This is a genomic window from Nakamurella antarctica (genome assembly GCF_003860405.1).
Taxonomy (GTDB): Bacteria; Actinomycetota; Actinomycetes; order Mycobacteriales; family Nakamurellaceae; genus Nakamurella; species Nakamurella antarctica.
Genome location: NZ_CP034170.1, coordinates 2,655,843 through 2,670,514, shown reverse-complemented (window position 1 = coordinate 2,670,514; position 14,672 = coordinate 2,655,843). Strand labels below are relative to the sequence as shown.

General features: G+C 62.6%; 11 protein-coding genes. 9 read left to right on the top strand and 2 right to left on the bottom strand.

Annotation, left to right across the window (positions count from 1 at the left end; all coding sequences use genetic code 11):
• Positions 1-16: 16 nt before the first annotated feature.
• Genes nuoF through nuoN form a run of 9 tightly spaced genes read left to right on the top strand, consistent with a single transcriptional unit; the run spans position 17 to position 12,073 of the window.
• Positions 17-1,348: an NADH-quinone oxidoreductase subunit NuoF gene (gene nuoF, locus EH165_RS11945; protein WP_239020564.1), complete on the top strand. Its 1,332-nt coding sequence runs from the start codon at positions 17-19 to the stop codon at positions 1,346-1,348.
• A gap of 1 nt (position 1,349) precedes the next feature.
• Positions 1,350-3,881 carry an NADH-quinone oxidoreductase subunit G gene (locus EH165_RS11940; protein WP_124799644.1) on the top strand — a complete coding sequence of 844 codons (2,532 nt, stop codon included), beginning with the start codon at positions 1,350-1,352 and terminating at the stop codon, positions 3,879-3,881.
• A complete protein-coding gene (gene nuoH / locus EH165_RS11935) occupies positions 3,881-5,224 on the top strand; it encodes an NADH-quinone oxidoreductase subunit NuoH (protein WP_124800494.1) in 1,344 nt (447 codons plus the stop codon). The genes EH165_RS11940 and nuoH overlap by 1 nt, the downstream gene beginning before the upstream one ends.
• The gene (gene nuoI, locus EH165_RS11930) at positions 5,211-5,762 is read left to right on the top strand and encodes an NADH-quinone oxidoreductase subunit NuoI (protein WP_124799643.1); all 552 of its coding nucleotides are present in this window, start codon (positions 5,211-5,213) and stop codon (positions 5,760-5,762) included. The genes nuoH and nuoI overlap by 14 nt, the downstream gene beginning before the upstream one ends.
• Positions 5,759-6,568, top strand: a complete 810-nt coding sequence (locus EH165_RS11925) for an NADH-quinone oxidoreductase subunit J (RefSeq protein ID WP_124799642.1) — start codon at positions 5,759-5,761, stop codon at positions 6,566-6,568. The genes nuoI and EH165_RS11925 overlap by 4 nt, the downstream gene beginning before the upstream one ends.
• Complete coding sequence (gene nuoK, locus EH165_RS11920) at positions 6,565-6,864, top strand: NADH-quinone oxidoreductase subunit NuoK (protein ID WP_124799641.1); 300 nt, start codon at positions 6,565-6,567, stop codon at positions 6,862-6,864. Before EH165_RS11925 ends, nuoK begins: the two co-directional genes overlap by 4 nt.
• Before the next feature lie 12 nt (positions 6,865-6,876).
• Positions 6,877-8,832, top strand: coding sequence for an NADH-quinone oxidoreductase subunit L (gene nuoL, locus EH165_RS11915; RefSeq protein WP_124799640.1), 1,956 nt, complete (start codon positions 6,877-6,879; stop codon positions 8,830-8,832).
• Positions 8,833-8,834: 2 nt separating this feature from the next.
• The gene (locus EH165_RS11910) at positions 8,835-10,490 is read left to right on the top strand and encodes an NADH-quinone oxidoreductase subunit M (protein WP_124799639.1); all 1,656 of its coding nucleotides are present in this window, start codon (positions 8,835-8,837) and stop codon (positions 10,488-10,490) included.
• Positions 10,487-12,073, top strand: a complete 1,587-nt coding sequence (gene nuoN / locus EH165_RS11905; RefSeq protein ID WP_124799638.1) for an NADH-quinone oxidoreductase subunit NuoN — start codon at positions 10,487-10,489, stop codon at positions 12,071-12,073. Before EH165_RS11910 ends, nuoN begins: the two co-directional genes overlap by 4 nt.
• Before the next feature lie 243 nt (positions 12,074-12,316).
• On the opposite strand, the gene EH165_RS11900 is transcribed toward nuoN, so the two are convergent.
• The gene (locus tag EH165_RS11900) at positions 12,317-13,099 is read right to left on the bottom strand and encodes an SDR family NAD(P)-dependent oxidoreductase (RefSeq protein WP_124799637.1); all 783 of its coding nucleotides are present in this window, start codon (positions 13,097-13,099) and stop codon (positions 12,317-12,319) included.
• Positions 13,100-13,113: 14 nt separating this feature from the next.
• On the bottom strand, positions 13,114-14,577 hold the full coding sequence (locus EH165_RS11895) for an aldehyde dehydrogenase family protein (RefSeq protein WP_124799636.1): 1,464 nt from the start codon (positions 14,575-14,577) through the stop codon (positions 13,114-13,116).
• Positions 14,578-14,672 lie beyond the last annotated feature (95 nt).

Here is a 14,672-nt window from a genome sequence, read left to right as displayed (position 1 = left end):
CACCCCAATGAAGGGAATGCGTGAGCAGATCATGACCGATCCGAGGCAGGCAACCACGGCGCCGCTGACTCCCGTGCTCACACGACGTTGGTCGTCCCCGCGCTCCTGGTCCATCGACACCTATCTCCAGCTCGACGGCTACCAAGCGCTGCGCACCGCGCTCGCGGCAAATCCGGACCAACTGATCGAGCTGATGAAGGCCTCGGGCCTGCGTGGCCGCGGGGGCGCCGGGTTCCCGACCGGGCTGAAGTGGTCCTTCCTGCCGCTCAACGATGGGAAACCGCATTACCTCGTCATCAACGCCGATGAGGGAGAACCGGGCACCTGCAAGGACATTCCGCTCATGATGGCCGACCCGCATTCGTTGATCGAGGGCTGCATCATCACCTCGTACGCGATCAGGGCGAAGTTTTGTGCAATCTACGTTCGTGGCGAGGCGCTGCACGCGCTGCGCCGACTGACAGCCGCGGTCAACGAAGCAAAAGCCAAAGGCTTCCTGGGCAAGAACATCCTGGGCACCGGCTACGACCTGGAAATTGTGATTCACGCCGGCGCCGGCGCCTACATCTGCGGCGAGGAAACCGCTTTGTTGGACTCGCTCGAAGGCCGCCGCGGCCAGCCGCGGCTCAAGCCGCCGTTCCCCGCGGTCGCCGGGCTCTATGCCGCCCCTACTGTCGTCAACAATGTCGAGACCATTTGCTCCGTCCCGCCGATCGTGCTCGGCGGCGCCGACTGGTATCGCTCGATGGGCCCCGAGAAGTCGCCCGGCCCAAAGATCTACTCATTGTCCGGCCACGTCACGCGCCCTGGCCAGTACGAGGCGCCCATGGGCACCACGCTTCGCCAACTGCTCGAAATGGCGGGCGGGATGAAGGACGGTATTCCGCTCAAGTTCTTCACCCCCGGCGGGTCGTCCACGCCCATCTTTACCCCTGAGCAGATCGACGTGCCGTTGGACTTCGACTCGGTTGCTGCTGCCGGTTCGATGCTCGGCACAACGGCGCTGATGTGCTTCAACGAAACCGTGTCGGTGCCGTGGGCGGTCTGGAAATGGCTTGAGTTCTACAAGCACGAATCGTGTGGCAAATGCACGCCGTGCCGCGAGGGGACCGGCTGGCTGGTGTCGATCCTGCGCCGCGTCGTCAGCGGTCAGGGCGTGATGGCCGATCTCGACGTGCTAACCGATGCGGCAAGCAACATCGCGGGCCGCTCCTTCTGCGCTTTGGGCGACGCCGCTGCCACCCCGGTGCTCAGCTCGTTCAAGTATTTCCGCCAGGACTTCGAGGACCTGATCACCGGTAAGACCCCGCCGATCATCGTGGCGGCCGACCTGGTTGGAGCCCACTGATATGAGCGCCCCCGTGCCCGCTCCGTCTGTTTCAGCTGTGTCTGTACCTGCTCTGTCGGTGCCGTCGGCGAATAACGCCAACTCCGCCAGCACCATCGTCGACGACAAGCCAGCCGAACCGGTCGCGGTTCCCGAAGGCCACGTTCGCCTGACGATCGACGGCGTGGAGATGATCGCCCCGAAGGGCGAGCTATTGATTCGCACCGCGGAGCGGATGGGCACAGCAATCCCGCGGTTCTGCGACCACCCGCTGCTGGAACCGGTCGGAGCCTGCCGGCAGTGCCTGGTCGAGGTCGAAATGGGCGGACGGCCCATGCCGAAACCCCAGGCGGCATGCACCCAAGCAGTCGCGGAAGGCATGGTCGTCAAGACGCAGCTCACATCGCCGGTAGCGGAGAAGGCGCAGCGCTCCAACCTTGAGTTCCTGCTGCTCAACCACCCGCTCGACTGCCCCGTCTGCGATAAGGGCGGCGAGTGTCCATTGCAGAACCAGACCATGGCTAACGGCTCCGCCGAATCCCGGATGATCGACGCCAAGCGGACTTTCACCAAGCCGCTGGCCATCTCCACCCAGATCCTGCTGGACCGCGAGCGATGCGTGCTGTGCCAGCGCTGCACCCGGTTCTCGGATCAAATTGCCGGCGACAACTTCATCGAACTGCTGGAGCGCGGCACGGCCCAGCAGATCGGGATCAGCGCGGATCAGCCGTTCCAGTCGTACTTCTCGGGCAACACGATCCAAATTTGCCCCGTCGGGGCTTTGACGAGCGAGGCGTACCGGTTCCGGGCGCGGCCCTTTGATCTGCTCTCGACCCCGGGGGTCTGCGAACACTGCGCTTCCGGCTGCGCGACGCGGGTGGATTGGCGGCGGGGCGCAGTGATGCGCAAGATGGCCGCACTCGACCTAGAGGTCAACGAGGAGTGGAACTGCGACAAGGGCCGCTTCGCTTTCACCTATGTCACCCAAGATGACCGGCTCACTCGGCCGCTGGTCCGGAGCAAGGACGGCGAACTGGTCGAGGCTTCGTGGACGGACGCGATGGCGAAGGCCGCAGCGGGCCTGTCCGCAGCGGTGGCAGGTACCGGGGCAGGCGTATTGACTGGCGGCAGGTTGACGGTCTCCGACGCGTACGCCTATTCGAAGTTTGCCCGATTAGCACTACGCACCAACAACATTGATTTCCGCACTCGGGTCACCACCGCCGAGGAGGAGCAGTTCCTCGGCCAGCACGTGGTCGGCGTGAACCCGAAAAACGGGGGAGTGACGTACGAGGGCCTCGAGAAGGCGAAGTCGGTGCTGTTGATCGGGCTGGAGCCAGAAGAAGAATCCCCGATCCTGTTCCTGCGCCTGCGCAAAGCGTGGCGGCACAGCCAGACTGCCATCTCTTCGGTGGCCGCGCTGACCTCGCGTGGGCTCGAGAAAATGGGCGGTGTACTGATCCCGGCAGCGCCCGGACAAGAAACCGCAGTGGTCCAGGGACTCGCCGGCGAGTTCGACGTCGTCCTCGTCGGGGAGCGTGCCGCAGAGGTCCCCGGTTTGCTGACGGCAGCTGGCGAGTTGGCCCGGGCGTCGAATGCCAAGCTGGCGTGGGTACCGCGCCGCGCAGGCGACCGCGGCGCCGTCGAAGCCGGCGCGGTGCCGAGCTTACTGCCCGGCGGTCGTCCAGTTTCGGACGATGTGGCCCGAGTGGAGATCGAAACATCCTGGGGCGCATCGGTTCCCGCAACCGAGGGACTGAACACCGAGCAGATGTTGAGGGCCGCAGCTGCGGGCGAGTTGGACGGCCTCGTGATCGCGGGGGTTTCGTTCGAGGACCTTCCCGACCCGTCGATGGCGGTCGACGCTGTGCATCGGGCCAAGTTCGTGGTCTGTTTTGAACAGCGTCGCACCGCTGTGACCGAACTCGCTGACGTGGTGTTCCCCGTAGCGGCGTCGGTGGAAAAGGCCGGTGCCTACCTCAACTGGGAGGGCCGCCTGCGTCCGTTCGATGCCACCATCACGGGCAAGGGCACGCTCGACGACGCGCGAATCCTCGACACCCTGGGCGTCGAAATGGATGTCGACCTCTACACCCAGACCCCGAAGGTCACCACCGCGGAGATGCATCGGATCGGCAGCTATTCACGCCACACATCGACCCCTGAAGCAGCCCAGAACGAACTGGCCCGACACCCGGCAGCGCAGAACGCCCCTGGCCACCACTCAGCGGGCCACCGCCTCGCCACCTGGCAGATGATGCTGGACGGCGGCTCCATGTTGGACGGCGAAACGCACCTGGCGGGCACCGCACGCGCGGACGTCATCCGGCTTTCGACAGCCACCGCCGCCGAGATGGGCGCCACCGACGGAGATCTGGTGCAGGTCTGGACGTCGTCGGGCTCGGTGACATTGCCTCTCGAGATCACCGACATGGTGGATGGCGCCGTGTGGATGCCGTCGCGCACTGGCAAGATTCCGCTCACAGTGAGCTTGCGGGCCCGTCATGGGGACGTTGTGAACGTGGCCGCATTAGTTACTGGAGGCACCCGATGATGCAGCACCTGTTCGCCGCCGCACCCGCACCCGGGTTGGGCGTAGACGGTTCGGTAGCGGGGCTGCTAGCGGGTGATCCGTTATGGCTGAAGGCTGTGAAAGCCCTCCTTGTTTTTGTGCTGTTGCTCCTTATGACGTTGTTCGCGATTTGGTTCGAGCGCAAGGTCGTGGGTCGCATGCAGCATCGGCCCGGCCCGAACTGGCACGGTCCGTGGGGCCTTCTGCAGTCGCTGGCGGATGCGTTCAAGTTGATTTTCAAAGAGGGTATTATGCCCACTCGGGTCGACAAGTTCGTCTATATCGCCGCCCCCTGCATGATTGCGATCCCCGCATTTTTGACCTTCTCGCTGATCCCTCTGGGTGGTCCGGTGCGAATGTTCGGTCACGACACAGCCCTGCAGATGACGGACCTGCCGGTGGGTGCGTTGGCGCTACTGGCTTTTGCCTCGATTGGGGTCTACGGAATCGCGCTCGGCGGGTGGTCCTCCGGTTCCACGTACCCGATGCTCGGCGGGCTTCGATCTGCGGCGCAGCTCATCTCGTACGAGATCGCGATGGGTCTCAGCTTCGTCGCAGTGTTCCTCTACGCGGGTACCGTGTCCACCTCGGCCATCGTCTACCAGCAGGAAACAGGCTGGTACGTCTGGCTTTTGCCGGTTTCCTTTATCGTCTACTCGATCGCAATGGTCGGTGAAACCAACCGGGCTCCATTCGATATGGCGGAAGCCGAAGGCGAGTTGGTAGCCGGGTTCAATACCGAATATTCGTCGATGCGGTTCGGGCTGTTCTTCCTCGGCGAGTACATCAACATGATCAACGTATCGGCGATCTCCACCACCCTGTTCCTCGGCGGATGGCAAGCGCCCTGGCCGCTTTCGCGCTGGGAAGCGGCGAATACCGGGTACTGGACACTGCTGTGGTTCTTCACCAAGGTGCTGCTCGTGATGTTCTTCTTCGTCTGGCTCCGCGGCTCGCTCCCTCGGGTGCGCTACGACCAGTTCATGGCACTCGGGTGGAAGGTGATGGTGCCGATCTCGCTGGTGTGGATCGTGCTGGTCGGCACTGCGCGGGTACTGAACAATACGACCGACATGAGCACCCGGGAGGTGATGCTGTGGATGGGAATCCCGATCCTCGCTCTCATGGTCATCTACCTGTTGTGGCCAGCTAAGAAACCGGGATTAGACGAGTTCGACATGTCTGGTGATCCGGACTGGGATTCTGACGTCATTGAACCCAGTAGCGTCGTCATCCCCGCGACACCCGGTTATCCGATCCCACCGTTGAACCTCAAAGTTCCTCCCAGCCCCGTCAGAAAGGCTGATCACAATGTCATTTCTTGATCCGGTCAAAGGTTTTGGCGTCACTTTCGCCACGATGTTCAAGACCGTCGTGACGGAGGATTATCCCCGAAACCCGGTACCCACCGCCGAGCGTTATCACGGCCGTCACCAACTCAACCGTCATCCGGATGGGCTGGAAAAGTGTGTGGGCTGCGAACTCTGCGCATGGGCCTGCCCGGCGGATGCCATCTACGTCGAGGGCGGCAACAATACAGAGGAGGAGCGCTACTCCCCGGGTGAGCGATACGGCGCGAATTATCAGATCAACTACTTGCGCTGCATCGGGTGCGGCCTCTGCATCGAAGCCTGCCCCACCCGCTCGCTCACCATGACCAATGAGTACGAACTCGCCGACGACGAACGTCAAAGGTTGATTTATACCAAGGACATGTTGTTGGCGCCCTTGCTGCCGGGTATGGAGCAGCCGCCGCACCCCATGCGGCTGGGCGAGGAAGACGACTACTACGTGAATGGCCCGGAACTCTTGCGCCGGCGCCTGCCGATGGAGCCGGTCGAAACCACCCAGGCACACGCGTGACGACGACGGGCGAACAAATCGCCTTCTGGATCCTCGGCCCACTGTCCCTCTTGGGCGGGGTCGGAATGATTTTTGCGAAAAACGCGGTGCACTCGGCGCTCTGGCTGGTGATGAGCATGTTGTGCCTCGGGTGCATGTACCTGACCCAGGGCGCCCAGTTCCTGGGCTTCGTGCAAATCATCGTCTACACCGGTGCCATCATGATGCTGTTCCTCTTCGTACTGATGCTTACCGGACGCGAATCCGGCGACTCGGTGATCGAGAGCCTTCGCGGGCAACGAGTTGCTGCCCTGCTGGTGGGGCTTGGATTCGTCGGTCTCGTGGTCGCTGGTCTGGTCCACGCGGTGAGCGGGATCGAAGCGGTCGGTCTCGAGGGAGCCACCGCAGAGCGCGGTGAGATGGGTTCGATCGCCAACACGTTATTCACCACCTTCCTCTTCCCCTTCGAACTGACATCGGCGCTGCTGATTACGGCCGCCGTCGGCGCGATGGTGCTGGCCCATGTGGAAAAGCGCCCCGGCGAGAAGCGCAGCCAACGGCAAATGGTCCAGGCGCGCATGCGTTCGGGCCGGATGTCGCCGCTGCCTGGCCCCGGCGTCTTTGCCACCTCGTCCTCTAACGCCACCCCCGCACTGCTCCCCGACGGATCCGTGGCTCCTGAGTCGGTATCGACACTGGTCGATCAACATGAGAGCCAACTGGTGGCCATGCGTCATCGGGAAGCGGCGGATCTGGTTGCCATCGACGGGGTCGACCACCCCGTAGCCCTGGTCAAAGAACTGAACACGGGAGGTGAAAAGCCGTGAACCCGAACTACTATCTGGTGCTCTCAGCGCTGCTGTTCGGGATCGGCGCTGTCGGCGTCCTTGTCCGGCGCAACGCCATCGTCGTGTTTATGTGCATCGAGTTGATGTTGAACGGGGTCAACCTCTCGTTCGTCACCTTCTCGCGGATCAATGGCGACCTCGACGGGGTGGTGATGGCCTTCTTCGTGATGGTGGTCGCAGCCGCCGAGGTCGTGGTTGGCCTGGCCATCATCATGTCGATATTCCGCAGCCGCCGATCAGCGTCGATCGATGACGCCAACCTGTTGAAGTATTAGGGGACTGACGCGATGACTGAATCTGTGGGGGCTGTCGCAGCCTCCGGTACGGCGAGCCTGGCTATCTGGTTGGTCCTGCTGCCCTTTATTGGTGCTGTGATCCTGCTGATCGGCGGCCGCCGGCTGGACCGAGCGGGCCACTTGGTGGCAATCGTGATGGTGCTGCTCGCCTTTGTCCTCGGTGTGGTGATGTTTGTGAACCATCCGAGCAGCGGCGGCGGCGGTAACCACGTGATGGACTCGCACCTGTTCTCCTGGATGCCAGTGCAAGCGCTGCAGCTGGAGTTTGGACTGCGGATCGATCCGCTGTCGCTGACCTTCGTTCTGCTGATCACCGGGGTTGGCTCGCTGATTCACATCTACTCCATCGGTTACATGCACCACGATGCCGAGCGTCGAAAGTTCTTTGCCTACCTCAACCTATTCGTCGGCTCCATGCTGCTCCTGGTCTTGGGCAACTCGTTCGTGGCCCTGTACGCGGGCTGGGAGGGCGTCGGCTTGGCGTCTTACCTGCTGATCGGTTTCTGGTCGGATCGGCCTAGCGCAGCGTCGGCGGCGAAGAAGGCCTTCATCATGAACCGCGTCGGCGACGTCGGCTTGGCGCTCGCCATTTTCCTGATGTTCAAGGAAATGGGTACCACCTCGTTCGATGGCGTGTTCTCCCAGATCGGCGCTGTCGCCGAGCAGTCCCCGGGCACCGTCACCGCGATCGCGCTGCTGTTGTTGCTCGGTGCCTGCGGTAAATCCGGCCAGTTCCCCTTGCAGGCCTGGCTTCCGGATGCGATGGAGGGGCCGACCCCGGTGTCGGCCTTGATCCACGCGGCCACCATGGTGACGGCTGGCGTCTACCTCATCGCCAGGTGCGCGCCGATCTACAACCTCACCGCGGACGGCCGCTTGGTGGTCACCATCATCGGCGCCATCACGCTGTTGATCGGCTGCATCGCGGGCTGCGCCAAGGACGACATCAAGAAAGTCCTTGCCTACTCGACGGTTTCGCAGATCGGCTACATGTTCTTGGCTGTTGGACTCGGCGCCGGTGTCTACGCGTTGGGAATCTTGCACCTGTTGACTCACGGCTTCTTCAAGGCTGGTCTCTTCCTGGGCGCGGGCTCCGTGATGCACGGCATGAATGACGACGTCGACATGCGCCGCTACGGCGGTTTGTGGAAAAAGATGCCGGTCACATTCTGGACGTTCACCGCCGGATACCTTGCGCTGATTGGGTTCCCGTTCTTCTCCGGCTACTTCTCCAAGGACCCGATCATCGAGGCGGCATTCGCCGCAGGCGGTATCAAGGGCATTCTGTTGGGCAGCGCCGCATTGATCGGAGCTGGGCTCACCGCGTTTTACATGACACGCCTGATGCTGATGACTTTCTTCGGCAAGCCGCGGTATGAGCAACTGAAGTCCGCCGACGGCCGCGATTATCACCCGCACGAATCGCCCGCATCGATGACGGCGCCGATGGTGATTCTGGCCATTGGCTCGGCTGGCGCAGGCGCGTTCCTTGCCCTCGGCGACCGGCTGCCTCATTGGCTGACTCCATCCCTCGGCGAATTCGAACACCCGGAGCCGCCCATCGCGCCGATCCTCATTACGATCGGCACTCTGGTCTTGATCGCAGCCGGAGTGCTCGTGGCCTACGCCATGTTTGGCCGACGCCCCATCCCGGTTCTCGCCCCCGAAAACGTCGCGTGGCCGGTTCGCTGGGCGCGAGCAGATGTCGGCGGTAACGCCCTGAACGAGGCGCTGTTCGCTACCCCCGCCATTGCGTTGACCGCGTCGCTGGTCGATGTCGAGGAGAAGGTGGTGGATCGCACCATGACGGGCTTTGGGACAGTGCTCGCGGCGCTGTCGGAAAGAGCGCGTAGGACGCAAACGGGATACGTCAGGTCGTACGCCCTGTCGATGCTCGGCGGTTCGCTAATACTCGTGCTCGCCCTGCTCGCCGTGAAGGGATTCTGACAATGAGCGATTTCCCGTTCACCCTGTTAATGGTGGCAGTTCCAGCTGCGGGCGCCGCAGTGACCGGGGCGATGCGTCACGCACCCGCCAAGACGGTGAAAACAATGGCGTTGGCGTTTTCGCTGGCCACATTCGCCATCGGTGTGGCGCTGTGGATCGGGTTCACCCCCGGCGCGCCCGGCTTCCAATATGTGTCTACGGCGCAATGGATCCCGACCCTCGGACTCAACTTCTCGGTCGGCGTGGACGGCGTCTCGTTGGTGATGATCGCACTGATCGCCCTGCTTGTGCCGATTGTGCTCGGCGCCTCCTGGGAGGAAAAACTGCCGCCGGGACGCTCCATCGGGAGCTACTTCGCGCTGCTGTTGATGCTGGAGTCGCTGATGATCGGCGTTTTCGCCGCCACCGACGTGTTCCTGTTCTACGTGTTCTTCGAACTGATGCTGATCCCGATGTATTTCCTGATCGGCGCCTACGGCGGACCGCGGCGGACCTACGCGGCGACCAAGTTTTTCCTGTACTCCTTATTCGGCGGACTGATGATGTTGGCCTCCGTCATTGGGCTGTATGTCGTCAGCCGTGACCATGTTCCCGGTGGAACTCTGGACTGGGAGACGCTGCGCGGTATTGCTTCTCAAATCCCGGAGTCCACCCAGATGTGGATCTTTGCCGGGTTCGCGATTGCGTTTGCGATCAAGGCGCCATTGGTGCCGTTCCACACGTGGCTGCCCGATGCCGGTGCCGAGGCGCCAGTCGGTTCCGGCACGTTAATTGTAGGTGTTCTCGATAAGGTCGGCACCTTTGGGTTCCTGCGGATCTGCTTGCCGCTGTTGCCCGCGGCGTCCTCGAAACTCGCCTGGCTGATCATCACTTTGGCGGTGATCGGCATTTTCTACGGTGGCATAGTCGCTGCGGGACAACGGGATTTGAAGCGCTTCGTGACCTACACGTCCATCGCACACTTCGGCTTCATCGCCATGGGAGTATTTGCGTTCAGTTCGCAGGCCATGTCCGGCGCCGTCATTTACATGGTCGCCCACGGTCTCGCCACCGGGCTCCTCTTCCTCGTCGTCGGCATGCTGACCTCCCGCGGAAACTCCCGGCTGATCAGCGACTACGGCGGTGTGTGGAAGGTGGCGCCGATTCTCGGTGGAATGTTCCTGATCGGATCCCTTGCCACCATTGCGCTTCCAGGGACCAGCTCCTTCGTGGCCGAGTTCCTGGTGTTGCTGGGAACGTTCTCCACACAGCCTGCCTGGGCCATCGCGGCAACTGTGGGGATCGTGATCGCCGCTGTTTACATGCTGTGGATCTTCCAGCGCACCATGACGGGCCCTATCCGCGGCGCTGGAGTACTGGGATCCCCCGCTGATGCAGCTGTTGCTGAGGGTGATTTCGGGGTCGGCTCCGGGTCTGCCGGTTCTGGCTCGAGTTCCGTTGCACTGGGGCACAAAACGATCTTCCGCACGCCGACCAAGTTCCGGTTCGGCGACCTCAACATTCGCGAGATCGCTGTTTTGACACCGTTAGTGCTGTTGATTGTGGTGATTGGTGTGTACCCGAAGCCTCTTCTGGACGTGATCAATCCGGTGTCCGCCCAGATCATTGTGGACTCCGGGCATAGCGATCCGGCACCGAGCATCGAAGGTGGCAAATGATGTCGTTACTGCATACTCTCGCGGCGCCATTGGGCGGCGATATCAACAGCATCAAGGCGCCCGCGGTGAACTTCGGGGTCATCATGCCGATCCTGATCATCTTGGGCGCCGCCTGCCTGGGCGTGTTGGTCGAGGCCGTCGTACCCAAGCAACTGCGGTACGTGGCGCAACTCATCGTGACGGTCGGCGCCATCGTGGCCGCGGGCGTCGTGACAGTAATTCGCGCCATCGGGAAGGACTACGCGCTTACCTTCGACGGATCGCTGGCAGTGGATCAAGCTACCTACATTATGTGGGGGGTGCTGCTGGTGCTTGCGTTGGCGTCGGTGCTGTTGATGGCGGATCGGGTGTCCGAGCCCGGTGGCGCCTTCGCGGCGCAGGCTGCCGCGCGCCCGGGATCAAAACGAGACAGGGCCTTCACTGCGACGGCAACGAAAATGCAGACGGAAATCTTTCCGCTGGCGCTGTTCGCCATCGGCGGGATGCTGGTATTCCCCGCGTCTGCAGACTTCATCACTTTGTTCGTCGGCCTCGAAGTGCTTTCGTTGCCGCTGTATTTGATGTGCGGTATGGCCCGCCGTCGACGGTTAATTTCGCAGGAAGCGGCCGTTAAGTACTTCTTGCTGGGAGCATTTGCCTCGGCAATCCTGCTGTACGGAATTGCGCTGCTCTACGGCTACGCCGGTGGGTTGAAGTATTCCGATGTCGCGCTGGCCAGCCAGGCGGGCGGCCGCAGCAACACGATGCTTTTGATAGGGATGGCGCTGCTGGTCGTTGGACTCTTGTTCAAGGGTTCGGTGGGCCCGTTCCACTCGTGGACGCCGGATGTCTATCAAGGCGCACCGACCCCGGTCACTGCGTTTATGGCGGCCTGCACCAAGGTTGCCGCGTTTACCACGATGGTGCGGGTGTTCTACAGCGCTTTCGGTCCCAGCAAATGGAACTGGGAAGGGACGATGTGGGGGATCGCCATCGCATCGATGGTGATCGGCGCCGTCATAGGTATCACCCAGACTGACATCAAGCGGATGCTCGCATATTCCTCGGTGGCCCACGCTGGGTTCCTGATGCTGGGTGTTATTACCCTGACCGCAGATGGCATGTCAGCCACGATGTTTTACCTGCTGACCTACGGTTTTGCCACCATCGGCGTTCTGGCACTGCTCACCTTGGTGCGGACTCCGGACGGGGAAGCATCGTCGATGCAGGCGTGGGCGGGGCTCGCGAAAAAGTCGCCCATGCTTGCGGCTCAGATGACGATTTTCATGCTGTCGTTTGCCGGGATTCCCCTCACCGCAGGCTTTATCGGCAAGTTCCAGGTATTCACCGCCGCAGCCGAGTCCGGCATGGGGGCGCTGGTCGTCATTGCCATGGTGGCCACCGCCGTGACCGCATTCTTCTACCTGAAGATCGTGGTGTTGATGTACTTCGCCTCGCCCGTCGATGACGGGCCATCCGTGCTGGTCCCAGGCCCGTTGACGATGATCGTCACAGCGGCCTGCTTCGCCATCACCGTCCTGCTGGGGCTCTTCCCATCGTGGGTCATCGATCTCCTGAACGTGCACTTGCCGCTGTTGGGGTAAGCGCCGACGCCGGAAGTTGGGCGGTGCTGTCAGGGGTGTGGGACGAGCTCGTGGGACGACAGCGCCGCTGGGACGACAGCGCCGCTGGGACGGCAGCGCCGTGTAGGTCAACCGGTGTGTAGCGCGGAGTACGGCGCCGTTTGTGCCATTGTTCCGAAACCAATGGTCCCTCTGAAGGCTGCGGCGCTCAATCCTTTGGCCAGGGTGAGGCTGTGATGCAGCGCCCCGGTGACAGAGGACCGACTACCCCCGTGGCGGGTCGAAGCGGCCGTCTACCGCAGTCCAGCCGCCGTCCACATACAACACCGTGCCCGTCACGTAGCTCGCCGCGTCCGAGGCCAAGAACACGACCGCGCCCGCTAACTCACTGGGGACAGCCCAGCGGCCCAAGGCACCTTTGGCGGCATAAGCGTTGTACCACTCGGGGTTTGCCTTAATGGGCGCGGTCAAGGGCGTTTCCACCACCCCCGGCGCGATAGCATTAGCGCGGACGCCGGAGGGCCCGAACTCGGCCGCCGCTGTGCGCAATAACTGGACGGTAGCGGCCTTCGTCGCGGCGTATACCCCCTGGCCCGGCTCTACCACCAAGTGCCGGATCGACGAAAACCCAATAATGCTGCCGCGTTTGCGCTCTACCATCGTCGCGCCAAATGCCCGGATCAGATCGAAGCTGGATCGCATATTCAACGACACAACTCGTTCGTACTCTTCGGCGGAATAGTCGAGCAGTCGCTTTCGGACATTGGTCGCGGCCGTGAAGACGAGGGTCTCACTGTCCGAATGTTCCTGTGCCGCGACCGAAATCGCCTCGGCGTCCAGCACATCAAGCTGGTAGACAGACGCTAGCCCGCCGGCAGCCTCTATCAGTTGGGCGGTCTGGGTGGCGCCCGCGAGGTCCCGATCCGCGCACACCACGACGGCGCCCTGTGCGGCCAGCGCTAACGCTGACTCCCGCCCAATTCCGCTGCCGGATCCGAGAACGAAAGTTTTACGATCGTCCATCCGAAAAAGCTTGCTGTAATCCATGTATGGTGCCTGTTCTACTCGGGCCGGATGATGGCCATCCGCGTGACTGTGAGCTCTTCTATGGCGAAACGTGGGCCCTCGCGGCCAATCCCGGAATCTTTGACGCCGCCGTAGGGCATGATGTCGGACCGGAAGCCGGGTATCTCGTTCACCACCACGCCGCCCACTTCCAGCTCCTCGATGGCTCGAAAGGCCGTAGCGAGCGAACGAGTAAAGATGCTTGCCTGCAACCCGTAGCGGGAGGCGTTTGCCACGGCGATTGCTGTGTCCAGGTCAGGAACGGTGCGGATAGCGACTACTGGTCCGAAGATTTCCTCATCCCATGCCCGCACGCCGTCGGGAACGTCGAACAGGACGGTGGGAGCCACGGCCGTGCCGGAGTTAACAACGGCTCCACCACCGCCCACCTTGGCGCCCGCGTCCACGGCCTCGTTAACCCAGTCCAACACCCGAGCGGTTGCGGCCGCGTTGATCAAAGGCGCTACCCGAGTGGCGATGTCGCGGGGGTCGCCGAGGAGCACGCGGGGCATCCCGGCAAGGACGAGTGCACCAAATTCATCGGCGACGGCGGCTTCCACCAAGACGCGTTGGATGGAAATGCAGGCCTGCCCGTTGGCGTAGAAGCCTCCACGGATAACAGCGTCAGCAGCCTTGACGAGGTTGGCGTCGGCAGCGACGATCAGCGCGGAGCTGGAGCCCAACTCGAGCAGTACCTTTCGGGGTGCGCAGTCTTTCGCGATCTGGTGTCCCACCGCAGCGGAGCCGGTGAAGCTGACAGCACCTATCCGCGGATCAGAGGTCAGCGTGTGCCCTACTTCCACGCCCCCGGTGACGAGCTGGACAAGGTCAACAGTGAGCGAAAGCCGTTGCAGCACAGTCTGGATCAGATAGACCAACCACACAGTGGCAAGGGGCGTATTAGGTGCTGGCTTAGCAATTACGGCGCAGCCGGCGGCGATACATGGCGCGATCTTGTGAGTGGCGAGGAGCAACGGATAATTGAACCCGGCGATCCCGACTACCAGGCCAACCGGTTTACGCGTCCAGTAGCCGATCATTCCCACGCCCGAGGGTTGCAGGTCGAGCGGCACCGTCTCGCCGCGTTGGTGCGAGATTTCCTCTGCCGTCGAGAGCCAGGTGAAAAGCGTTCTCTCCACCTCTATGCGGCAATCGAACAATGGCTTGCCGGTCTCGAGGACCAGCAGATCCTCGAACTCGCTGCGGCGGGCCGCGAGCTCGGCGTGGACCCCGAGCAAGATATCCCGGCGCTGCGCAGCCGAGAGTCGAGCCGCCACCGGCTGCGCGCGAAGACCCGCGTCCAATGCCAGTTTTGCGTGTTCGACATTTCCCACGGGAGCCTTCGCGACCACCGAACCGTCATAGGGGAAGAGGACGTCAACGGTCGCGACGCCGTCTGTTATCCATTGCCCCGCGATGGGCAGCCCGGCCGGATAGGCGGGGACGAACGCGTCGGTCATAACACCCCAATCTAGAGTCGTCTCAGGGTAGCGCGACCCCGCAGTTCCCGGCGGCCAGGCAGTGTGTACCAAGATAGGGACACCCCCGCAACGGG